The organism is Ruegeria sp. SATB027 (assembly GCF_059613825.1).
Genome location: NZ_JBXWTH010000028.1, coordinates 219477 through 240771, shown reverse-complemented (window position 1 = coordinate 240771; position 21295 = coordinate 219477). Strand labels below are relative to the sequence as shown.

At 60.1% G+C, this 21295-nt stretch carries 16 protein-coding genes and 1 riboswitch; of the genes, 12 read left to right on the top strand and 4 right to left on the bottom strand.

Annotation, left to right across the window (positions count from 1 at the left end):
• Positions 1 to 122: 122 nt before the first annotated feature.
• Positions 123 to 1079, bottom strand: a complete 957-nt coding sequence (locus AC2FPW_RS06360; RefSeq protein WP_496812898.1) for a calcium/sodium antiporter — start codon at positions 1077 to 1079, stop codon at positions 123 to 125.
• Between the two features lie 132 nt (positions 1080 to 1211).
• Positions 1212 to 1910, bottom strand: coding sequence for a glutathione S-transferase N-terminal domain-containing protein (locus AC2FPW_RS06355; protein WP_496812897.1), 699 nt, complete (start codon positions 1908 to 1910; stop codon positions 1212 to 1214).
• Positions 1911 to 2033: 123 nt separating this feature from the next.
• Positions 2034 to 2111, top strand: a riboswitch (SAM riboswitch).
• Between the two features lie 61 nt (positions 2112 to 2172).
• Here AC2FPW_RS06355 and metZ point away from each other — a divergent pair.
• The 5 genes from metZ to AC2FPW_RS06330 all read left to right on the top strand — a co-directional run bounded on the left by metZ (position 2173) and on the right by AC2FPW_RS06330 (position 8715).
• A complete protein-coding gene (gene metZ / locus AC2FPW_RS06350; RefSeq protein WP_496812896.1) occupies positions 2173 to 3363 on the top strand; it encodes an O-succinylhomoserine sulfhydrylase in 1191 nt (396 codons plus the stop codon).
• 244 nt (positions 3364 to 3607) lie between these two features.
• Positions 3608 to 4711, top strand: coding sequence for a GTP cyclohydrolase FolE2 (gene folE2, locus AC2FPW_RS06345; protein WP_480481445.1), 1104 nt, complete (start codon positions 3608 to 3610; stop codon positions 4709 to 4711).
• A gap of 283 nt (positions 4712 to 4994) precedes the next feature.
• The gene (locus AC2FPW_RS06340) at positions 4995 to 5633 is read left to right on the top strand and encodes a hypothetical protein (RefSeq protein ID WP_496812895.1); all 639 of its coding nucleotides are present in this window, start codon (positions 4995 to 4997) and stop codon (positions 5631 to 5633) included.
• Positions 5634 to 5692: 59 nt separating this feature from the next.
• Positions 5693 to 7141: a TrkH family potassium uptake protein gene (locus tag AC2FPW_RS06335; protein ID WP_480486008.1), complete on the top strand. Its 1449-nt coding sequence runs from the start codon at positions 5693 to 5695 to the stop codon at positions 7139 to 7141.
• Complete coding sequence (locus AC2FPW_RS06330; RefSeq protein WP_496812894.1) at positions 7141 to 8715, top strand: thiamine pyrophosphate-binding protein; 1575 nt, start codon at positions 7141 to 7143, stop codon at positions 8713 to 8715. The genes AC2FPW_RS06335 and AC2FPW_RS06330 overlap by 1 nt, the downstream gene beginning before the upstream one ends.
• Before the next feature lie 67 nt (positions 8716 to 8782).
• Here AC2FPW_RS06330 and AC2FPW_RS06325 read toward each other — a convergent pair whose 3' ends face one another.
• Positions 8783 to 10522, bottom strand: a complete 1740-nt coding sequence (locus AC2FPW_RS06325) for a serine protease (RefSeq protein WP_496812893.1) — start codon at positions 10520 to 10522, stop codon at positions 8783 to 8785.
• Between the two features lie 207 nt (positions 10523 to 10729).
• On the opposite strand from AC2FPW_RS06325, the gene AC2FPW_RS06320 reads away from it, so the two are divergent.
• A complete protein-coding gene (locus tag AC2FPW_RS06320) occupies positions 10730 to 11662 on the top strand; it encodes a glycine--tRNA ligase subunit alpha (RefSeq protein WP_267363360.1) in 933 nt (310 codons plus the stop codon).
• A gap of 5 nt (positions 11663 to 11667) precedes the next feature.
• Here AC2FPW_RS06320 and AC2FPW_RS06315 read toward each other — a convergent pair whose 3' ends face one another.
• The gene (locus tag AC2FPW_RS06315) at positions 11668 to 12300 is read right to left on the bottom strand and encodes a MarC family protein (protein ID WP_496812892.1); all 633 of its coding nucleotides are present in this window, start codon (positions 12298 to 12300) and stop codon (positions 11668 to 11670) included.
• A gap of 78 nt (positions 12301 to 12378) precedes the next feature.
• Between AC2FPW_RS06315 and AC2FPW_RS06310 the strand changes: the two genes are divergently transcribed.
• The 6 genes from AC2FPW_RS06310 to AC2FPW_RS06285 all read left to right on the top strand — a co-directional run bounded on the left by AC2FPW_RS06310 (position 12379) and on the right by AC2FPW_RS06285 (position 21258).
• Positions 12379 to 12900, top strand: a complete 522-nt coding sequence (locus AC2FPW_RS06310; protein ID WP_496812891.1) for a DUF6446 family protein — start codon at positions 12379 to 12381, stop codon at positions 12898 to 12900.
• Positions 12876 to 14123: a sodium/glutamate symporter gene (gene gltS / locus AC2FPW_RS06305; RefSeq protein ID WP_496812890.1), complete on the top strand. Its 1248-nt coding sequence runs from the start codon at positions 12876 to 12878 to the stop codon at positions 14121 to 14123. Before AC2FPW_RS06310 ends, gltS begins: the two co-directional genes overlap by 25 nt.
• Positions 14124 to 14132: 9 nt before the next feature.
• Positions 14133 to 16352 carry a glycine--tRNA ligase subunit beta gene (gene glyS / locus AC2FPW_RS06300; RefSeq protein WP_496812889.1) on the top strand — a complete coding sequence of 740 codons (2220 nt, stop codon included), beginning with the start codon at positions 14133 to 14135 and terminating at the stop codon, positions 16350 to 16352.
• Between the two features lie 89 nt (positions 16353 to 16441).
• Positions 16442 to 18982: a putative PEP-binding protein gene (locus AC2FPW_RS06295; RefSeq protein ID WP_480773612.1), complete on the top strand. Its 2541-nt coding sequence runs from the start codon at positions 16442 to 16444 to the stop codon at positions 18980 to 18982.
• Positions 18983 to 19169: 187 nt separating this feature from the next.
• Positions 19170 to 19811, top strand: coding sequence for a cell wall hydrolase (locus AC2FPW_RS06290; protein ID WP_267363369.1), 642 nt, complete (start codon positions 19170 to 19172; stop codon positions 19809 to 19811).
• Between the two features lie 73 nt (positions 19812 to 19884).
• On the top strand, positions 19885 to 21258 hold the full coding sequence (locus AC2FPW_RS06285) for a multicopper oxidase family protein (RefSeq protein ID WP_496812888.1): 1374 nt from the start codon (positions 19885 to 19887) through the stop codon (positions 21256 to 21258).
• Positions 21259 to 21295: the final 37 nt, after the last annotated feature.

Genomic DNA, 21295 nt, shown 5'->3' with positions numbered 1-21295 from the left:
CGCCGGGGGTGCTGGTCGTGTTGGTGCGGGGCGGAGTAACCTGGTACGGGGACAAAGCGGGCCATAACTGCACCGCTGTAACGGTCGGTTTCACTAAACGGCCAGGCTATCCGAGTGAACGGTTACCGAACCAGAAGCACACCAAGATAGACAATGTAAGCAAGCACAAAGAGCCCGCCCTCGCGCCGACTGATTGACCAGCCGCTTCGGGCAAACCCGATAAGGACAAGCGTTGAGGCACACAGAACCCAGATATCGAGACGAATAATCTCGCCAGGGATGACCATCGGTTGCACCAGCACAGTCACGCCAAGGATACCCAAGATGTTGAAGATGTTACTGCCCAAGACGTTCCCGAGTGCGACATCTCCCTCACCTTTCCGAACTGCGATGATTGAAGTGACGAGCTCCGGCATTGAGGTTCCGATTGCAACAATCGTCAGCCCAATTACCGTCTCCGAAAGCCCCGCGGCCTCAGCAAGAGACACGGCACCTGTCACCAAGAGCTTTGCCCCAAATATCGTGATCACCAGCCCTGCAACGGTGATCAGCAACGACACGGCAAGCGATGTTTCTGGGCCGACTATGGCTTCTGCTTCGTTCTCGTAGACAGCTGCGGCTGGTGTTCCTTCGGACCTATACTCAGACCACAGCGTGAAGCCCAAATAGGCCGCCAAGGTGACGACAAGCCCTGCGCCGATCAGCCGGCTGATTTCGCCGTATAGAACTACGCTTAAACAAACGAGAGTTACTATCACGACCGCCGTACCATCCCGGCGGAGTGCTCTCGGATTCACAGCGATAGGCGCGATGAGTGCTGCGATGCCGAGTATCAGAAGAACGTTTCCAATGTTGCTGCCGACAACATTCCCAATTGAAATGCCTGAAGAACCGGAAAGCGCGGCTTGCAAGCTTGTAACCAGTTCCGGTGTTGACGTTCCGAAACCAACCAGTGTCAATCCGATGACCATCGGTGATATACCGAACGACTTGGCAGCAGAAACCGATCCGCGCACCACCAATTCGCCACCAACCACTAAGCCAATAAGGCCAAATACGACAAATAACGCCGCGTACATTTTGAGTGGGTCTTTCTGAAGGATTTCCGTCGCTCATGTAATGATTTGCCAAACCTATACAATAGCAAAGGCGGATATTCGCGCATCACGCAGCACACGTAAGATTGGCCGCAAACCGGCCATGGAACAAACCTACCGCTTGAACAAAACGCTCTGTGCCTGTTTGTCCCGATGATCCCCTCGCAACTCGGCATACAGCGCGCGTCCGGCCTGAACGGCTGGGCGGGCGCTGACGGTCTCCAGCCAGCGGGCAAAGTGCGGTTTGTCCTCCAGCACCTGCTGCTGGCCTTCCCACAGGCTGGCCCAGCCCCAGATCAACATGTCGGCGATGGAATAGAAATCGCCCGCGACATACTCGTTTTCGGCCAGCCGCCGGTCCAGTACGCCGTAAAGCCGCGCGACCTCGGCGCGGTAGCGGTCCTTGGCATAGGGCAGGTCCTGCGGCGGGTCCAGTTGCGGGGCGTATTTCAGGAAGTGATGCGCCTGACCGGCCATCGGGCCAACGCCGCCCATCTGCCACATCAGCCATTCCTCGACCGCGATCCGGTCGCGTTCGGTCGTGCCATAGAACCGCCCGGTCTTGCGGGCCAGATACATCAGGATCGCGCCGCTTTCAAAAACCGAAACAGGTGCGCCGTCCGGCCCGTCGGGATCGACGATGGCGGGCATCCGGTTGTTGGGCGCGATTTTCAGGAACGCGGGGTCGAACTGGTCACCCTTGCCGATATTGATCAGATGGGTGGTGTAGGGCAGCTCCATTTCCTCCAGGGCGATGGAAACTTTCCAGCCATTCGGTGTGGGCCAGAAATACAGATCAATCGGGTCAGCCATGTGTTCTCCTGATGTTGACGGGGATCATGCGGGTTTCTGCCGGTTCGGCAAGTACCGCTTACGAAAGCGTGACCGACGCGCTGGCCGGGCTTGACCGCGAACCGCCCGAGGCGTATTGCGATCCTGAAGCTACGTGGCGATTTGTTACCGGATTGCGGGCCACGCTAAACAACACCGCTAAAAGGTCAGGATGAAAGACCCCTTTCGCTTGGCCGCGTCTGGGGTTTTTTGTTTGCCTCCCCCCGAGGCTGAAAGGAATGAGATGAGCGAGAACTGGAACAAACGCACCCAAGCCGTCCATGGCGGCATCCGTCGCAGCCAGTATAACGAGGTGAGCGAGGCGATTTTCCTGACGCAGGGTTTCGTCTACGAAAGCGCGGAACAGGCCGAGGCCCGGTTTCTGGAATGTGGCCCCGACGAGTTCATCTATGCCCGTTACGGCAACCCGACCGTGTCCATGTTCGAACAACGCATCGCGGCGCTGGAAGGTGGCGAAGATGCCTTTGCGACGGCCTCGGGCATGGCCGCCGTTAACGGCGCTCTGACCTCGATGCTGAAAGCCGGGGACCATGTCGTTTCGGCCAAGGCGCTGTTCGGCTCGTGCCTCTATATCCTTGAAAACATCCTGAGCCGCTATGGCGTGGAGGTGACCTTTGTGGACGGCACCGATCTGGAGCAGTGGAAGGCTGCAATCCGCCCGGACACCAAGGCCGTTTTCTTTGAATCCATGTCGAACCCCACGCTTGAGGTGATCGATATCGCTTCTGTGGCCGATCTGGCCCATGCGGTCGGTGCTGTTGTGGTGGTGGACAACGTGTTTTCGACCCCGGTGTTCTCACGCGCGATCCAGCAGGGTGCGGATGTGGTCGTCTATTCAGCGACCAAGCATATCGACGGGCAGGGCCGTGCGCTGGGCGGTGTCATCATCGGAACCAAGGACTTCATTCGCGGAACCGTTGAACCCTATCTCAAGCATACCGGTGGCGCGCTGAGCCCGTTCAATGCGTGGATCATGCTCAAGGGCCTTGAGACGATGGCGCTGCGGGTCAATGCACAGGCCGAAAGCGCGCAAAAGATCGCCGAGGCGCTGGAAGGGCACCCGGCATTGGAACGGACGCTTTATCCCGGTTTGAAAACCCATGCCCAGAACGCGCTGGTTCAGACCCAGTTGGGCGGCAAGGGCGGGACTGTGCTATCACTGGACATCAAGGGCGGCAAGGATGCAGCGTTTGCCTTTCTGAATGCGATGACCATCCCGGTGATTTCGAACAATCTGGGCGATGCCAAATCCATCGCGACGCACCCGGCGACAACAACGCACCAGCGTCTCAGCGACGTGCAGAAGGACCAGCTGGGCATTACACCGGGTCTGATCCGCTTTTCCGTCGGGCTTGAGGATGCCGGTGACTTGCTGGCCGACCTTCGGCAAGCGCTGGAAGCCTCGCAGAAATAAACCAAAGCCCCCGCGTCCTTTTTGTACTGGGGGGCAGGCTGCGTGCCTAAGCGGCCACTTTGTTTCGGGCGGCAGCCAGGCGCGCCGCCCGCTGTTCCCACCATCAAAAGGCGCTAACTGTTGCGAGATGACGGTTTTGCGCCGGATTTTTCAATCCGGGCTGCTATTGCCGACGTATCGGGTTAGACTGGTATTAGACCATCAGTCATATATAGTCCGACGACCAACCAAGGAACCGCCGCTGATGAATGTTCACCCGCGCGACATTGATGAAAAACCGGATCGGGACAAGGCTGCCGAGGCTTTGAACGTTCTGCGGCAATGGGCCAAATCTGCCTCGGAAGCCGAGATAAACCAGCTTGACCCGGCTGTGGCCCGGCTGCTGCCCGGTTTGGCAGCGGGCAACTATCCGCCTTTTTCGCGCGCTTACCCCGATGACTTTACCGTCGATGCGGCGTACCGCGCATCCTTGCCGGATTTGCAGAACGGCCCGTCCAGCCTGATCCGTGGGGCCAAACAGCAGATCCAACATGTGGGTATTTCGAACTTCCGCCTGCCGATACGGTTCCACCGGAAAGAGGGCGAAGACCTGACGCTGGAAACCTCGATCACCGGCACGGTCAGCCTCGAGGCCGAGAAAAAGGGCATCAACATGTCCCGGATCATGCGGTCTTTCTACAAACATGCGGAACGGACGTTCAGCTTTGAGGTCATGGAATCCGCTCTGGACGATTACATGTCCGATCTGGACAGCTTCGACGCCCGTATCCAGATGCGCTTTTCCTACCCGGACAGGATCAAAAGCCTGCGCTCGGGCCTTGAGGGGTACCAGTATTACGACATCGCCCTGGAACTGGTCGAACAGAACGGTGTGCGTCAGAAGATCATGCACCTTGACTATGTCTATTCCTCGACCTGCCCCTGTTCGCTGGAACTCAGCGAACATGCCCGGTCGATGCGTGGTCAGCTGGCGACGCCGCATTCGCAGCGCTCCGTCGCGCGGATCTCGGTTGTCGTGGATTGCGATGCGGATTGCCTGTGGTTTGAAGACCTGATTGCGCTGTGCCGCCGTGCGGTTCCGACGGAAACGCAGGTCATGGTGAAACGCGAAGATGAACAGGCTTTCGCCGAATTGAACGCAGCCAATCCGATCTTCGTCGAAGATGCCGCGCGCCTGTTTTGTGCCGAGTTGCTGGCAGATCATCACGTCGGTGATTTTCGCGTTGTCGCAAGCCATCAGGAAAGCCTGCACAGCCATGACGCCGTGTCGATTCTGACCGAAGGCCCAACCTTCGCCGCGTCCAGCCTTGACCCGAAACTGTTCACGACCCTGTTTCACGTTGGCTGAACGTCTCGGGTAAGTGGCTAGAATTTAATCAGAGATTTACCTGATCGGCGCTCATTCGCCGCAGCGCAGCAAAAATGCTGCAATTGCGTGAAAAACTCCTGTATCCTGACGGGGAATGCAGCTTCGGCACACCGGCGCGCTCAATGGTGTGTCACCCGAAAGGAAGCCGAGACGTGAGACGCCTTGGACTGCAAGACCCCAACCTCCGCCCGGACCCCCCGAGCGGGCAGGGCGCTTTACCCTTACTTTTCTGGCTGCATCGTTTTCACAGGAGATCTATGGAATGAATCCGATTACCCAACCGCTGGAGCTTCAGGCCGCGGCTATACGCATGGCTGGCTATGCGATCGTCAACCAGATCAAGATTGCACAGATCATGACCCGTTCGGCGCTTGAACTGCCGATGGTGCCGGTCCACGCCCTGCATCTGGCAGCATCAGCACCGGGTCCAGTGGTGGAAGCTCCGGCGGAAAAACCGGCGGCCAAACCCAAACCTGCCGTGGCGCGCACGAAACGCGTACCGGTGAAATCATCAACGCCCAAGAAAAAGCTGGCCCGCAAACCTGCGCCGGCCAAGCCGGCGGCCAAACCGGTTGAGTTTTCAGCCAGCCCGCGGCCCGCGGCGGCACCCCCGGCGGCAGCCAAACCGACACCAGCGGTTAATGATGAAAAAGCAGTGAAGCCTGTTGAAGCCTCGGCGACACCTGCGACCGAAACCGTGTCGCCCGTAACGCCCAAGCCCGCCCCTGCGGCGCCGGCGCCTGATCAGGCAGCGCAGGTCAAGCCGACACAGGCCGATCCTGCCCCGGCCAAGGTGCAGGCGAAACCAGCCCCGGCGACGGAACCGCGCAAACCGCAGGCGCGAAAATCACGCGCCCCGTCCAAACCGCCTGTGATGCCCGGAACAGATGTCAAAAACTGACGGGTAAACCGGGATCACCTGCTTGACACGGTCGGGTTGGCACGCCAACCCTGCGCGTCATGATGGATCTTCGCCCGGTCGGATATGTGATTGGCTTGCTGGTCGCCATTCTTGGGGCGACCATGCTGCTGCCTATGCTCGCGGACCTGATCGAGGGGCGCGGCGAATGGCCGGTATTTCTGGAAAGCGCCATTATCACGACGCTGACCGGGACCGTTCTGGCGATGAGCTGCTCGAACGGTGTGGGCGAAGGGCTGACCATCCGCCAGACCTTCCTATTGACAACCGGTGTTTGGGCGGCGCTGCCTCTGTTTGGGGCAATTCCGTTTCTGTTCGGTGAAACCGAGCTGCGCTTTGTCGATGCGTATTTCGAGGCGATGTCCGGCCTGACAACAACAGGTTCAACGGTGATTTCCGGGTTGGACACCCTGCCGCAGGGGCTATTGCTGTGGCGTGGTATCCTGCAATGGCTGGGGGGTATCGGGATCATCGTTGTCGCCATGGTGTTCCTGCCCGAACTGCGTGTCGGCGGCATGCAGATCTTCCGCTCGGAAGGCTTTGAAACAATGGGTAAAATCCTGCCTCGCGCGCAAGAGATCGCGGGTCAGATTTCGCTCATCTATGTTTTCCTGACACTGGTTTGCGCGCTGGTTTACGCCGGTCTGGGAATGAACTTTTTCGATGCGCTGGTACATGCGTTGACAACGCTTTCGACCGGTGGGTTCTCGAACTATGACGCCTCGTTCGGAACCTTCTCAGGCCCCGCTGAATATGCGGCGTCGGTGTTCATGATTTTGGCGGCGCTTCCTTTTGTGCGCTATGTCCAGCTGGCAAACGGCCATACAGCGTCCCTGTGGAAAGACAGTCAAATTCGCGCGTTTCTGGCGACCATTCTGGTTCTGGTCATCATCATGTCGATTTTCCTGACATCGGTCTTTCCGCATCACTGGGAACAGGCGTTTCGGGAATCTCTGTTCAACATCACCTCGATCATCTCGGGCACCGGCTATGCCAGTGTCGATTACATGGGCTGGGGCAGCTTTCCGATCATGATGTTCTTCCTGATCGGCCTGATTGGCGGCTGCGCGGGTTCGACCGCATGCTCGATCAAGATATTCCGCTACCAGCTGCTGTTTGCCTCGATCAAAAGTCAGATCAAACGGATCAGGTCTCCGCATGGCGTGTTCGTGCCGCTCTATGATGGGCGGCCCGTGGGGCAGGGCGTTCTGACCTCGGTAATGAGCTTTTTCATGTTCTTCGTCCTGTCGATGGGCGTGCTGTCCTGGGCGCTGGCGCTGACCGGTCTGGACTTCATCACAGCCGTTTCCGGGGCGGCGACCGCGCTGGCCAATGTCGGTCCCGGTCTGGGCGATCAGATCGGACCAGCGGGCAATTTCGCAAATCTCAACGACACGGCCAAATGGTTGCTGACAATCGGGATGCTGGTCGGGCGGCTCGAGCTGTTGGCCGTTTACGCGATCTTCACCGTTCAATTCTGGAGAGGCTGATGAAAAGACCCCTTGGCGCGCAGATTTCGCTTATGCTCAAGGATCGTGGCGTAGACGTGATTTTCGGCATACCCGGCGTTCACAATCAGGAAATGTACCGCGGCATCGAAGAGGCTGGCATCCAACATGTTCTGGCCCGTCACGAACAGGGGGCGGGGTTCATGGCCGATGGGTATGCCCGCGCAACCGGCAAGCCGGGGGTTGCCTATGTGATCACCGGGCCCGGCCTGTGCAACATCATGACGCCGATCGGGCAAGCCTACAGCGACTCGGTGCCGATGCTGGTGGTATCGTCCTGCCTTGATGAAACACAGGCCCTGCGCGGCCAGTTGCACCAGATGAAGGACCAGCACCTTGCGGCCGGAACCGTTGCCGACTGGTCGGCACAGGCCAACACGGCCGAGGCCGCCTATGCGCTGGTCGAACGCGCCTTTGAAGAATTCGAGCTGTCGCGCCCGCGCCCCAAGCACATTCAGGTGCCAATCGCGCAGTTGCAGGCCGAGGCTGATCCGGCACCTTTCCCCAACCAGCCCGCGTTGCGCACCAAGGCGTTGCCGCCTGACGTATCGCCTGTTGTCTCGATGCTGAACCTTTCGCGCAGGCCGCTGTTCATTCTGGGGGGCGGTTGCAAATCCAGCGACTGGCGGCAGATTCTGACACAGCTTGGGGCTGCATGCTTTACCACATACGCAGGGCGCGGACTGCCGGGCGCAAACTATCCGCTGAATTTCGGCGCGTCGCTGCCGCGCCCCGGCAGCGCCGAGGTTATCGCCTCAGCGGATCTGGTCATCGCGGTCGGCGCAGAACTGGGCGAGGTCGATCTGTGGCGCAGCGACCTTGGGCATTCGGCAACATTGATCCGGGTTGACCTTGATCCCGAAGTCCTGTCCGACCACCATCGCGCCGCGATCAAACTGCAAACCGACAGCGAAAGCTTTGCCCGCGCCTTGTGGCAGGCGACCGAAAACCTGAAACCGGCAACCGGCTGGTCGCCCGACGAAATATCCGAAACCCGTGCCCGGTGGCGGGCCGAGGTGGATGCCGAACGGCCCGGAATTGCAGCAGTGGCCGATGCGCTGCGCGCGGCGATGCCCGCAGATACCATGATCTATTCCGACATGACCCAATTCGCCTATGTCGCGAAAGAGGTGTGGGACATGGCCTATCCGCATCACTGGCATCATCCGACCGGGTTCGGAACGCTGGGCTATGGTCTGCCGGCCGGAATTGGCGGCGCGGTGGCGCGGCGCGGCAAACCAACGGCGGTTATCGCCGGGGATTACGGGTTCCACTATACGATGCAGGAACTGGGTGTTGCGGTCGAACTGGGTTTGTCGCTGCCGATCATCCTGTGGGACAATGGCAAGCTGAAAGAAATCGAAGACAGCATGGTCCGCAGCCAGATCGCGCCCAATGCGGTGGTGGCGCATAACCCGGATTTCTGCAAACTGGCCGAGGCTTTTGGCGCGCGCGCCTCAGCGCCTTCATCTCTGGCTGAGATGCAGAGCGCGGTTCGCGCGGCGTTTGATGCACCTGTCCCGACCTTGATCCACGTGACCCCGGACATTCTGTAACAAAAAGCGCCGCATCTTCATGCGGCGCTTTGGTGTTTCAACGTCTGGTTTCAATGTCTGCGCGGGCTTAGTCCCAGCAGTGCACCAGAACCGTCATTCCGGTCGCGCGCCGGTTCAGCTCGTTAGGGGAAATCCGGGTGGTTTCCTCACTTGATTGACCGGAAACGCCGGCTTTCGTCAGGATTTCTGTCAACCGCTCGACCGTTGCCGCAAGGCTGACCGATGCGGGCAGGGTGCGCCCCTCGGACGGTGTGGGCAGCAGCATACCAACCACGTTGCCGCTGTCGTTGAAGACCGGCCCGCCCGCATCGCCGGGCTGAGCGTTCAGCGCCAGCCGTTTGACACCTGTCTCGCCGTTCAGGCCGCGGATATCCGCGATTTGGCCGTAGGTCAGCGTCGGTGCGCCCAAAGCCCCCTGATAGGAAAAGCCGGATACGGCCACTTCGGACTGGATGCGCGGCTGGGTGGTGCTGAAAGCAGCAACACTCATCGGTGCAAGGGCTTTTGCAGGGCGCAGGACCGAAACACCAAGCTCCGGGTCGGTCAGCGCCAGCTGAACCTCCTGATCCCCCTCCAGGGTGATCCGGGTGCAGCTTTCGGCGGCTTCAGATACCGTCAGAACCGTACCGTCCGCGCCAGCGAAAAAGCCCGACCGCGACAACCGGGGCTTGCGGATCTGAAGACCCGAGACCAGATCGATGCGCTGTTCCGCATCCGCACCGGCGGCGGCATCCAGAACCGCGTCCGTTGTGCTCAGGCTGGTCGCCATCGCAGCCAGAACACGCAGGCGGCGCGCCTCGTCCCCTTCGGGCCAGACCAGCGTAAAGCCCTTGATTTTCCCATCGGCCAGCCGCGCCTGCGTGAATGACACGATCCCATTGCCGCGCCCTTCAAGGGTGAACTGGTCGCGGCCCAGCTCGCGCGGGCCGTTCAGCGGTACAATCTCAAGCGACTGCATCACCTCGTAAAGGGCGCGCAGCGTGTTCTTGTCACCCTCCTGACTGATCAAAAGGGCCTGGGTGTTCATATCCGAGGCGCTTTTGAAATGTACGAACGGAGCTTCATAGCGGTCAAAGCTGACTGTACCCAACGGCATATCCAGCGCAATTCCGGCCGCGTCGTCGGAATACCGGTCCATCCCGGCCGAGATCAGCGGCGCGTTGTATTCATCCATCAGGGCCTTGCGCTGCACCGTGGTTAGAACGCCCGTCGCTTCATACCCGTTGAACCGCTGCCAATCGCCCATCGACCGGCGGGTTCCCTGACCGAAAGCACCATCAATGGTCGAATTATAGAAACCCGCCGCCTGAAGGGCCGTTTGCAGGTCTTTCCGTTCCTGCGCGGTCAAAAGACGCTCGGATTGCAGCGCCTGTGCGCGGGTTTCATCCGAAACCTGTGGGGTCGTAACCGCCACGGGTTCTTCCGCCTGTGCTGCCGGTTCCGTCGGCGCGCTTACGACGTCGCGGTTTACCGCGTTTTCGCCGACAGGCCAGAACTGTTGCCCCAACGCGCTTGAAAACGCGACAAAGCTGTCACGCGGGATCTGCCCCTCGGCCCGGTATACGCGCAAAACCTGCTCGGCATCGCCGCGCGAATAGGGGCCAATGACGATGGCATACCAGCCACTGTTCAGCCGAAACCCGTTCACATCGGGCAGGGTGCTGGCATAGGCTTGCGCCCGGTCCTGCGCTTCGCGCAGCGACGGCTGCGCCTCGACCTGAACCCAGACGCCGGGGTCTTGTTGTGCGGTCGCGGCGCGCAGGCCGACCAGAAGAAACAAAAGAATTGCTGAAAATACGCGTGTCATTGTCTGCCCGTGTTATGCGGTGTTTGTACTGAGGTGCAGAATACGCGATTTCATTTGCCAAATACCATGCTGAGAATGCGGGGAATTTGTGGTGTGGCCGCGCAGATACAGCCACAGCCCAAAGCCCCGTTGACGCCCCTCGGCCCCTTGCATAGGAAGGGCCAAACCGACCGGAACCGGGCGCACGGGGCGCCCAGAGGGAATGTCATGACCGAACCGACCAGCGCACCGCGTTCATTTCAGGAAATCATCCTCAGGCTTCAGTCCTACTGGGCCTCGAAAGGCTGTGCGATTCTGCAACCCTATGACATGGAGGTCGGGGCAGGGACGTTCCATCCCGCAACCACCTTGCGGGCGCTGGGGTCCAAGGCATGGGCCGCAGCCTATGTTCAGCCGTCGCGCCGTCCCACGGATGGGCGTTATGGCGAAAACCCGAACCGGCTTCAGCATTACTACCAGTATCAGGTGCTGATCAAACCCAGCCCTCCGGATTTGCAGGAACTGTATCTGGGCAGCCTTCAGGCCATTGGCATCGACATGGATCTGCACGACATCCGCTTTGTCGAAGACGACTGGGAAAGCCCCACACTGGGCGCATGGGGGCTTGGCTGGGAGGTTTGGTGTGACGGAATGGAAGTCAGTCAGTTCACCTATTTCCAGCAGGTCGGCGGCCATGACTGCACGCCTGTCTCGGGCGAGCTGACCTATGGTCTCGAGCGTCTGGCCATGTATGTGCTGGGCATCGACCACGTGATGGACATGCCGTTCAACGATCCGCAATCGCCCAGCCCGCTGAAATACGGCGATATCTTCAAGCAGACGGAAGAGGAATACGCCCGCTGGAACTTTGACGTGGCCAATACCGAGGTTCTGTTGCGCCATTTCGAAGAGGCCGAGGCTGAATGCGCCACTATCCTGGCGCAGGCGCATGACGATCCGAAAACCGGCAAGCGCATCATCATGGCGCACCCGGCTTATGACCAATGCATCAAGGCGTCACACATCTTCAACCTGCTGGATGCGCGGGGCGTGATCTCGGTCACCGAACGACAGGCCTATATCGGACGCGTGCGGGCGCTGGCCAAGCAATGCGCGGATGCCTTTGTGCAGACCGAGGCCGCCGGGTTCAGCGCCGGATGAGGCGATCAGGCCAGCCCCGGCAACAGGGCTTTCAGACCGTCCGCGATCATGCTGACGGCGATAGCCGCCAGAATCATCCCCATAAAGCGGCTCATGATCACACGCGCGGTGTCGGACAGGCGTTGGGCCAGCCAGGCCGCATTCCAGAACGTGATCAGAAGCAGGCCAACAACGACAAGGAATACACTTGCATAAACAAGGGCTTCTGTGGGCTTCTTGATCTGGTGTGCATACAGGATCAGCGTGGTGATGGTGCCGGGGCCTACCAGAATGGGAAAGGCCAGCGGATAAAAGGCGACGGTGTCGGGTTCGGGGTAAGCGTCCTTCTCCCCCTTCGTCCCGTGGTGAGAGGTGCTTTCGTGGCCGTTCAGCATGTTCAGACCGATCATCATGACAACCAGACCACCGGCGACGCGCAGATGATTGACGCTGATGCCAAAAAGGCCAAGCGCCTGACTGCCGACCAGGGCAAAGGCACCGCCAAGGATCAGGCAGTAGATCACGGTTTTGACCGCTATCTTGCGCTGTTCGGCGGCGGACAGGTCCTGAGTGACGCTCAGAAACACCGGCAGGTTGGTGACCGGGTTCATGATCGCAAACAATGCGCCGAAAAATCCGACGGCAAGGGTGGATTCCATCGTGTAGACCTCGTTTCTGCGTGTCCCCGGATGAAACCTGTCCTATTTTACAAGAACTTGAAAGAGGCGGCCTGAAAGATGACGGGAAAACTGCTGGCAATTCTTCTGCTGCTGTCGGCCATCGTGGCAGGCCTCGGCATGTATTATCTACAGGTTTACGGCTATTATTATGAGGTCGAACCGCAACCGGGGCAGGACGTTGCCCTGATGACGGAAACAGGCGGTGTGCCGGAACCCATCGCCTATTCCGGGTTTCAGGCAATCGACGCCGACAGTTCGCCTATCCGGTATCGCGCCTGTTTCGAGACCGAATTGTCGCCGGACCAGATGGCTGGATACGTGCCTGTCGAAAACTCCGAACCCCTGACCGCACCGGGATGGTTTGAATGCTACGATGCGGTGTCTTTGGCGGAAGCGCTTGAATCCGGGCAGGCGCGGGCGTTCATGGGGGTGAAGAACATCCATTTCGGTGTCGACCGGATTGTGGCGATCACCGCGGATGGCAAGGGCTATGTCTGGCATGCGTTGAACAATTGCGGTGAAAAAGCCTATGACGGTACCGTCGTGGGCGAGGAATGTCCGCCGCGCCCGGAAAACTGAAGGAGCAGACCGTGGGCCATGTCATAGAAATCCCCGATTTCCTGACGGCCACTCTGGGGTTTGCGGTCTATCTGATCGGGGCCGAGATCAACGCACGTGTGACAACCCTGCGCAATTTCAACATCCCCGAACCCGTAACAGGGGGCCTGCTGGCCTCGCTGGTGGTTCTGACGCTCTATCTGGTCTTCGGGATCGAACTGTCCTTTGGCTTGACAGCCCGCGATTTCCTGCTGGTCCTGTTTTTTGCCGGGATCGGCCTGAACGCCCGTCTGTCTGACCTCATTGCGGGCGGTAAGCCGTTAATCTTGCTTTTGATTCTCACTCTGGCGACGATTATCTTTCAGAATGTGATTGGCGCGGCTGGGGCGGTGATCTTCGGCTATCCCGCACAGGCCGGTGTGTTGTTCGGATCGGCCGCTCTGATCGGTGGGCACGGTACGGCAATCGCATGGGCGCCGGACGTGGCGCAGGCAACGGGGCTTGACGGCGCGACCGAACTGGGTGTGGCCGTCGCCACCCTTGGATTGGTCCTTGCCGCGCTGGTTGGCGGCCCGATTGCGCGCCTGCTGGTCGAGCGGCGCGGCCTGAAGCCTGACCGCCCCGACGAAGAACACAGCATCGGATTGCCGGATGAGCATGACGGGCACACCGCAAACATCGATCATCTGACCGTCATGCGCGTCTTGCTGCACCTGAACCTGGCGATCATCTCGGGATATGCGCTGAATGAATCAATTGCCGCCGCCGGGCTGAAACTGCCGCTGTTCGTGCCCTGCCTGATCATGGGCATCGTGATCGCCAATCTGCGGGACGCGCTGTTTCCCGATGCTCCGAAAGTGTCGCGCACACCGTCGCTGGCGCTGATTTCGGAATTTGCGCTGGGCGCGTTTCTGGCAATGTCGCTGATGAGCCTGCAACTCTGGACCATCGCGCAGCTGGGCATGGCCATTGCCGTGATCATGACGGCGCAGACGCTCTTTGCGGTGCTGTTCGTCCTCTGGGTGCTGTTCCCGGTCATGGGGTCCAACTATCGCGCGGCTGTACTGGCCGCCGGGTTTGGCGGCTTTGCGTTGGGGGCCACACCCACCGCTATCGCAAATATGACAGCCGTGACCAAGCGATATGGCCCATCGCCTATTGCCTTTATCGTGCTGCCCCTTGTATCCGCCTTCTTTGTGGATATCGCCAATGCCATCGTCATTCAGACGATCGTCAATTTCTAAGGACCGACAATGCCCGACCTGCTGATCGAACTGTTCTCCGAAGAGATCCCCGCACGTATGCAAGCCCGTGCCGGCGAGGATCTGAAAAAGCGGATTACCGATGGTCTGGTCGAGGCCGGTCTGACCTATGCAAACGCCGCCGCCCTGACCACGCCCCGCCGCCTGACGCTGGCGGTCGAGGGGCTGCTGGCGAAAAGCCCCACCATCCGGGAAGAACGCAAGGGCCCAAAGGTCGGCGCGCCCGACAAGGCAATCGAAGGGTTCCTGCGCGGCGCGGGCCTGACCCGTGATCAGCTGGAAGAACGCGAAACGCCCAAGGGGGCCATCTATTTCGCCACCATCGAAAAGGCCGGTCGCCCCGCGGCTGAGATCATTGCCGAAGTGCTCGAAACCACCATCCGCAATTTCCCTTGGCCAAAATCCATGCGCTGGGGCAGTGGCAGCTTGCGCTGGGTGCGCCCGCTGCATTCGATCCTGTGCATTCTGACGGATGAGGCCGGGACGCAGGTCGTGCCAATGGATGTCGATGGCATTTCGTCCGGCGACACCACAGCAGGCCACCGCTTCATGGCGCCCAACCGGTTTTCGGTCACGTCCTTCGACGATTACGCGGCCAAGCTGAAGCGGGCTTTTGTCGTCCTGTCCCCCGAGGAACGCGCCCGGCACATCTGGAACGACGCCCAGAACATGGCCTTTGCCGCCGGTCTTGAACTGGTCGAAGATCAGGGCCTGCTGGCCGAGGTCGCCGGTCTGGTCGAATGGCCGGTTGTCCTGATGGGGCGGATCGACGACGAATTCCTCGACCTGCCGCCCGAGGTGCTGCAAACCTCGATGAAAGAACACCAGAAGTTCTTCTCGGTCCGCAATCCCAAAACGGGCCGGATTGAACGGTTCGTCACTGTTGCGAACCGCGAAACCGCTGACAATGGCGCGACCATTCTGGCGGGCAATCAGAAAGTGCTGTCGGCCCGTCTGGCCGATGCCAAGTTCTTTTGGGAAAATGACCTGCGCATTGCCAAATCGGACATTGCACAATGGACCCGCGCGCTGGAAAACGTCACCTTCCACAACAAACTGGGAACGCAGGCCGACCGGATCGGGCGCATCGCCGCGCTGGCCCGCGAACTGGCCCCAGTGACCGGAGCTGATGCCGATCAGGCTGAAAAATCCGCGCGCCTGGCCAAGGCCGACCTCAGCTCGGAAATGGTCTACGAATTCCCCGAGCTTCAGGGCCTTATGGGGCGGTATTACATCGAAGCGGCAGGCGAAGATGCCGCCGTGGCTGCTGTCGCGCAAGAGCACTACTCGCCTTTGGGGCCGTCGGATGATGTGCCCACGGCTCCGCTGTCGGTGACCGTTGCATTGGCCGACAAGCTGGACACGCTGGCGGGGTTCTGGGCGATTGATGAAAAGCCTACCGGCTCGAAAGACCCGTTTGCCCTGCGCCGTGCGGCACTTGGGGTTATCCGGTTGGTGCTCGACAATGACCTGCGCCTGCATCTGGATCGGTTTTTCGACGGACAGCTGCTGCGTGCTGAAAGCGCTGCAAACGAGGCGCTGGCGGCGGAAAACGTTGACGAACTTTTGGATGAAATCGCAGATCACGGCGTGTTTGGCGCAGCCTTCCAGACTGTCAAGGAAAGGCTGGGCGAAGTGTCGGGCGCCGATTTCCTGAGCCTTGAAAAGAAGATCCCCGACGCATCCGACGATCTCCTTTCCTTCTTCCACGACCGCCTCAAGGTCTTCCTCCGCGACGAAGGCATCCGTCACGACGTCATTGACGCCTGTATCGCGATGGACGGCAATGATGACCTCAATCTGCTTGTCAAACGCGCCCGCGCGCTGAACGCGGTGATCGCGACTGAAGATGGCGAAAACCTCGTGCAGGGCTTCAAGCGCGCCAACAACATCCTGACCCAGGCCGAGGAAAAGGACGGGGTGGAGTATTCCTACGGTGCGGATGTGAAATTCGCCGAAACAGACAGCGAAAAGGCATTGTTTGCGGCCTTGGATGCAGCACAGGCGCAAATCGAACCCGCGCTGACATCCGAAGATTTCCCCACGGCCATGGCCGCCATGGCGGGGCTGCGCGGGCCGGTGGATGCGTTCTTTGAGGATGTGCAGGTCAACACCGACAATGATATTGTTCGCCGCAACCGGCTTAACCTGCTCAGCCAGATCCGGCAGATCTGCTCCAGCGTGGCCGATCTGACCCGGATCGAAGGGTAAACGACCGGGCGCGCTGGCAGGCGCGCCCACAACGCACTTGCGTGAAGGGCGCAAGCGCTTATGCTGCACGCAAACCAAAAGGTGCTGCAGTGCAGAATAATCCGAATACAACGCTCATTACATCCGACGCGCCTGTCACCGCCCATAGGCATGGCGGGCGGGCCAAATGTCTGCAACGTCTGGTCCGGCTGGACCTGCCGGTGCCCCGAACCGTTGCGTTGTCATTTGATGCCGTTCACCAGATCGCAGAAGGGACAACCCCGGATATTGCGGCGATCCTCGAACAGTTCGATCCGACCTCGTTGCTATGCGTCCGGCCCAGTTCCGAAGACCCCGATTGGGGTGGTCCCGGCGCGGTTCTCAATATCGGAATGAACGATGCCCGTTATGTCGACCTGTCCGACACCATGGGGGCCGAGGCCGCCGCAGCCCTGTATCTGAGGTTCGTTCAAAGCTATGCGATCCACGTGGCGCGGCTGGATGCGGATGTGTTTGATGACATCGACGCTGATGGCCGCGAGGGGCTGCGCCATTCGCTGCGCGCCTACGAGGATGAAACCGACGAGGTCTTTCCGCAGGACAGGGGCGAACAGCTGATCGGCGTTTTGCGCTCAATGGCACGTGCATGGGACGGGACGTCCGCGCGCTTGCTGCGGCAAGCCAAGGGGGCACCCGCTGATGCCGGGCTTGGGTTGGTCATTCAAGAGATGATCCCCGGAGTAGGGAAAGGGGAGTGCGGATCGGGCGTTCTGCAACTGGTTGATTCCACAACCGGAATGCCACAGATCACCGGTCGCTACCTCAGCCAGAGCCAGGGGCGCGATGCACTGGGCAAAGATGTGGCCGCCCTGTTTCTGGAAAAAGACCCGCGCGGCCCCTCGCTGGAAGAGGTCGCGCCCAATGCTTTCGCCGATGTCAAAACGCATGCCGCCCTGATGCGCGAGAAACTGCGCGAAGAGATGCAGGTCGAATTCGTCATTCAGGACGGCACTGTGCATATTCTTGATGGCGTCCGGGTGCAGCGATCGGCCCGCGCGGCCATGCGCATTGCCGTACGTCTTGCCGAAGACGGTATCATACCGCCGCAAGAGGCGGTGATGCGTGTCGATCCGCACGCGCTGAACGAACTTCTGCACCGTCAGGTCCACCCTGATGCGCGCCGTGACGTGCTGACCACCGCCATTGGTGCCAGCCCCGGTGCCTCGACCGGCAAGATCGTGTTCACCTCGGCCGAAGCACAGGCCAGTGCCGCCCGTGGCGAGGCGTGTGTTCTGGTGCGCCGGGAAACCTCGCCCGAGGATGTGCGCGGGATGCACGCCGCCGTTGCGGTTCTGACGGAAAAGGGCGGCATGACCAGCCACGCGGCCGTGATCGGGCGCGGATTGGGTCTGCCCTGTATCGTCGGGGCCTCGGAAATGCGGTTTCAGACGAAAGACAAGATGCTGACCGCACCGGATGGGCGGGTATTTAAAACCGGCGATATTGTCACCATTGACGGCAGCTCGGGTCAGGTGCTGGCCGGTCAGCCCGCCATGCTCGAGGCCGCGTTGGATGACTGCTTCCAGACGCTGATGGGTTGGGCCGATGCCGAGCGTGACATCGACATCCGCGCCAATGCCGACACGCCGGCTGATGCGCAGACGGCCCGGAACTTTCAGGCTCAGGGGATCGGTCTGTGCCGGACCGAACATATGTTCTTTGATCCCGGCCGTCTGATCGTGATGCGCGAAATGATCTTTGCGCAAACCTCGGCGGGCAGGGCGGCAGTGCTGGAACGCCTACTTCCGATGCAGCGCGAGGATTTTGTTCAGCTGTTCAGGATCATGGAAGGCCAGCCTGTCTGCATCCGCCTGTTCGATCCACCCTTGCATGAATTCCTGCCGACAACGCGCACCGGGCAACGGGAACTAGCTGAGGCGCTGGACCTGCCCGTGTCCGACGTCGAACGCCGGGTCGAGGCGATGACCGAATACAACCCCATGCTGGGTCTGCGCGGCGTTCGTCTGGGTGTCACCGTGCCCGAGATCTACGACATGCAGGCGCGCGCGATCTTCGAAGCCACACTTGAGGCCCGAAAAAACGGTGCCCCGGTGGTGCCCGAAGTGATGATCCCGCTGGTATCCGCCAAGCGCGAGGTTGAACTGGTCAAATCCCGCATCGACTCGGTCGCCGCCGCCGTTGAATCGGAACGGGGGCAGAAGTTCGAATATCGCCTGGGCGTCATGGTCGAAACACCACGCGCCTGTCTGCGCGCGGAAGAGATCGCGCCGCAGACCGCCTTCATGAGTTTTGGTACAAACGACCTGACACAGATGACCTACGGCCTGTCCCGCGACGATGCTGGTCGTTTCATGTCCGCTTACGTGCGGCAGGGGGTCTTTACCGAAGATCCGTTCCACGTCCTTGATCCGGACGGGGTGGGCGAGCTGCTGAAACTCGGGGCGGAACGCGGTCGCGCCGCGAAGCCGGATGTGACCCTTTCGGTCTGTGGCGAACACGGTGGAAACCCCGAATCAATCGCAATCTGTCGCGATCTTGGATTCGACTATGTGTCATGCTCACCGTTCCGGGTTCCGGTCGCTCGGCTGGCTGCCGCTCAACTGGCGATTTCCTCCAGACTTGGGGGTTGACACTGCGCGGAACCCCTAGGAATAGTGGGTTATCCGGTCACTCGTAGGCGAAAAATATTTTCGCTACGGGCGATTTTCCACTTGCTTTTTTCAAGATACTGGACCTTTGCCTCAGTCTGGGGTATCAGCCTCGTCGCGCCCGCCGGGGGAGGGTATGGCGCGTGATGTGCCTGTGCGAGGTTATCTGATGCTACGTTACATATTGGCTGTTGCCGCAGTGGCGGCAACCGTGCTGCCGAGTGCGTCCTTCGCCGAGAAGGAAGCGACTGATACTGCAAAACAAGAACTTGTCGCCCGCAGCGAGCTGCCAGCGCAAAGTTTTCGGGACTATTTCAAGCTGTTCCAGCCCCGCAAGGCGGCTGAACCTGTCGAAGTGTCCTTCTCCAAAGACTGGCTTGACCAGCAACCAAAGGCCACGGGCGGTGAAAACTGGGAATGCCTGTCCGAAGCCCTGTACTTCGAGGCGCGCGGCGAAAGCGTGCGCGGCCAGTTCGCGGTTGCCGAGGTGATCCTGAACCGGGTCAAAAGCAGCCGTTTCCCGGATTCCCTGTGCGGGGTGATCCATCAGGGGACCGGCAAGAAATACCAGTGCCAGTTCACATACACCTGCGATGGCCGCAAGGAAGTCATCCACGAGAAAAAGGCGTATGAGCGTGTGGCGAAAGTCGCGCGGGCTGCCATTGATGGCGTGGCGGATGAGTTGACCGAAGGGGCAACACATTATCACACGACGTCGGTTCGCCCATCCTGGTCGCGGGTCTACAAACAGACGGCGAAAATCGGCGTGCATGTTTTTTACCGCCACAACTACCGGACAGCGAGCAACTGATTGACGCACCCGCGCTGGAAGCTTGCTGGCGTGGGGCAGGTTGCATCCTATATTGCGGGCCAGGAGGCCCGTGATGATTTTGAACCGCAGACACCTTTTGCAAACGGCTGCAGCAGCATTGCTGATGCCGCGTGTGGCCAGCGCGGGTTTTGCACCGCTTAATGCGCGTGTAGCCAAACACCCGATCGCGCCGGCAAGTTATCCTGAAACGGCAGTCTGGACATATGACGGGTCTGTCCCCGGCGTTGAACTGCGCGTCAGGCAGGGCGACCGCATCCAGCGCACCCTGATGAACCAGCTTCCGCAGGCCACGTCGGTCCATTGGCACGGCATTCGCATCGAAAACGCCATGGATGGCGTACCCGGCCTGACACAGGACGCGGTCGAGCCGGGCGCAAGCTTTGATTACTCTTTCTCCGTTCCCGATGCAGGGACCTATTGGTACCATGCGCATAACCAGTCGATGGAACAGGTTGCGCGCGGGCTTTACGGGCCGCTGATCGTCGAAGAAACCGCGGCCCCCGATGTCGATCAGGATCTGGTGCTGATGCTGGACGACTGGCGGCTTGATCCGGAAACCGCCCAGATCACGGATGATTTCGACAATGGCCATGACCTCAGCCACGCTGGTCGGCTGGGGAATATCATCACTGTCAACGGATCCCTTGACCCGCGTGTTCAGGCGCGACGGAACGACCGTCTCCGGCTGCGCCTGATCAACGCCTCCAACGCGCGGATTTTTGACCTGGATCTCGACGGGTTGTCTGGTTGGATCGTCGCCCTTGACGGAATGCCACTGGAAACGCCGATCCCAATGTCGGGGGCTTTCCCAATCGCCCCTGCACAACGCATCGATCTGGTTGTGGATGTCGTGGCTGCGGGCGATACGGCAAGTCTGGTAAGTGTTGAACGCGACGGTGCCTTTGGTATCGTTCGGTTCGATGTCGACGAACCTCTCTCACCCGCGCCACGACAAGGCGTGGCAGCGTTGCCGCCCAACCCTTTGCCAGTCATCGAGGATGTCTCATCCGCACCATTGCACCGGATGTCCCTGCAAGGCGGGGCGATGCGTTGGCTGGACAACGCCCGGATCGGGGACACTGAATTGTCAGGCCAGGAACTGGCGCAGTTGGGCCGGTTCTGGGCCCTGAACGGTTATGCGGAACGCCCGTCCGACCCGTTTCTGGACGCCCGGACCGGAGGCCTTCACAGGATTGAGTTTGTCAATGAAACAGTCTTTCCACATGCCATGCATTTGCACGGCCACCACTTCCGACTGATCCAGCCGGACGGATCGCTTGGCCCGTGGCGCGACACTGTTTTGGTTGATCGCGGACAAACCCGCCAGATCGCGCTGGTCACGGATAATCCGGGGGACTGGCTGTTGCATTGCCATATGCTGGGACATGCCGCTTCGGGTATGATGAGCTGGTTTCGCGTCACCTGACGCCGCATTCGGCGGTTGGAATGGCGTTTGTTTGAAT

What these genes read in the sequence shown, in the direction of transcription:
- AC2FPW_RS06320 (WP_267363360.1), top strand. Translation starts at nt 10,730, where the DNA reads ATGACCGAACCGACCAGCGCACCGCGTTCATTTCAGGAAATCATCCTC.
- AC2FPW_RS06335 (WP_480486008.1), top strand. Translation starts at nt 5,693, where the DNA reads ATGATGGATCTTCGCCCGGTCGGATATGTGATTGGCTTGCTGGTCGCC.
- folE2 (WP_480481445.1), top strand. Translation starts at nt 3,608, where the DNA reads ATGAATGTTCACCCGCGCGACATTGATGAAAAACCGGATCGGGACAAG.
- AC2FPW_RS06310 (WP_496812891.1), top strand. Translation starts at nt 12,379, where the DNA reads ATGACGGGAAAACTGCTGGCAATTCTTCTGCTGCTGTCGGCCATCGTG.
- AC2FPW_RS06325 (WP_496812893.1), bottom strand. Translation starts at nt 10,522, where the DNA reads ATGACACGCGTATTTTCAGCAATTCTTTTGTTTCTTCTGGTCGGCCTG.
- AC2FPW_RS06315 (WP_496812892.1), bottom strand. Translation starts at nt 12,300, where the DNA reads ATGGAATCCACCCTTGCCGTCGGATTTTTCGGCGCATTGTTTGCGATC.
- gltS (WP_496812890.1), top strand. Translation starts at nt 12,876, where the DNA reads ATGTCCGCCGCGCCCGGAAAACTGAAGGAGCAGACCGTGGGCCATGTC.
- AC2FPW_RS06330 (WP_496812894.1), top strand. Translation starts at nt 7,141, where the DNA reads ATGAAAAGACCCCTTGGCGCGCAGATTTCGCTTATGCTCAAGGATCGT.
- AC2FPW_RS06360 (WP_496812898.1), bottom strand. Translation starts at nt 1,079, where the DNA reads ATGTACGCGGCGTTATTTGTCGTATTTGGCCTTATTGGCTTAGTGGTT.
- AC2FPW_RS06290 (WP_267363369.1), top strand. Translation starts at nt 19,170, where the DNA reads ATGCTACGTTACATATTGGCTGTTGCCGCAGTGGCGGCAACCGTGCTG.
- AC2FPW_RS06355 (WP_496812897.1), bottom strand. Translation starts at nt 1,910, where the DNA reads ATGGCTGACCCGATTGATCTGTATTTCTGGCCCACACCGAATGGCTGG.
- AC2FPW_RS06285 (WP_496812888.1), top strand. Translation starts at nt 19,885, where the DNA reads ATGATTTTGAACCGCAGACACCTTTTGCAAACGGCTGCAGCAGCATTG.
- metZ (WP_496812896.1), top strand. Translation starts at nt 2,173, where the DNA reads ATGAGCGAGAACTGGAACAAACGCACCCAAGCCGTCCATGGCGGCATC.
- glyS (WP_496812889.1), top strand. Translation starts at nt 14,133, where the DNA reads ATGCCCGACCTGCTGATCGAACTGTTCTCCGAAGAGATCCCCGCACGT.
- AC2FPW_RS06340 (WP_496812895.1), top strand. Translation starts at nt 4,995, where the DNA reads ATGAATCCGATTACCCAACCGCTGGAGCTTCAGGCCGCGGCTATACGC.